Genomic DNA, 627 nt, shown 5'->3' with positions numbered 1-627 from the left:
TTGCAGATCCAACCCGAACATTACCCGATCGTCGGCGCCTGTCTGCTGCGAGCAATCGCTGAAGTGCTGGGCGAAGAAATCGCCACGCCAGAAGTGATCGAGGCATGGGGCGCAGCTTATAACCAGCTGGCCGATATCCTGATCGGCGCCGAAGCCGGCCTGTACGACGAGAAGGCTGCGGCACCGGGTGGCTGGCGCGGTGAGCGGGCATTCATCCTCACCGCGAAGGTGCCTGAGAGCGCAGAAATCACCTCCTTCTACTTTGAGCCGGCCGACAAGGGCCCGATCCTGCAGGCCGAGCCAGGCCAATACATCGGCATGAAGTTGGTCCTCGATGGCGAAGAAGTCCGCCGCAACTATTCGCTGTCGGCCCTGGCGGACAACGGGCAGTACCGCATCAGCGTCAAGCGCGAGGCAGGTGGTCGGGTATCCAATTACCTGCACGACGAGTTCCAGGTCGGCAGCAGCATCCAACTCTTCCCGCCGTCCGGAGACTTCTATCTCACGGAAAGTGACAAACCGCTGGTGCTGATCAGTGGCGGCGTCGGCATCACGCCGACCCTCGCGATGTTGCAGGCGGCGTTGCAGACCGAGCGTCCCGTGCACTTTATCCATTGCGCACGCAAC

Annotated in this window: 1 protein-coding gene; it reads left to right on the top strand. The window is 61.9% G+C overall.

The window, feature by feature from the left end; translation table 11 throughout:
* A partial coding sequence (locus OC610_RS28510; RefSeq protein ID WP_264433082.1) for an FAD-binding oxidoreductase occupies positions 1-627 on the top strand: 627 nt, incomplete at both ends.

Origin of the sequence: Pseudomonas agronomica, assembly GCF_025917275.1 — a bacterium.
GTDB classification, from domain to species: Bacteria; Pseudomonadota; Gammaproteobacteria; order Pseudomonadales; family Pseudomonadaceae; genus Aquipseudomonas; species Aquipseudomonas agronomica.
The sequence above is the reverse complement of the archived record's forward strand: the minus strand, read 5'-3'. Positions and strand labels throughout refer to the sequence as shown.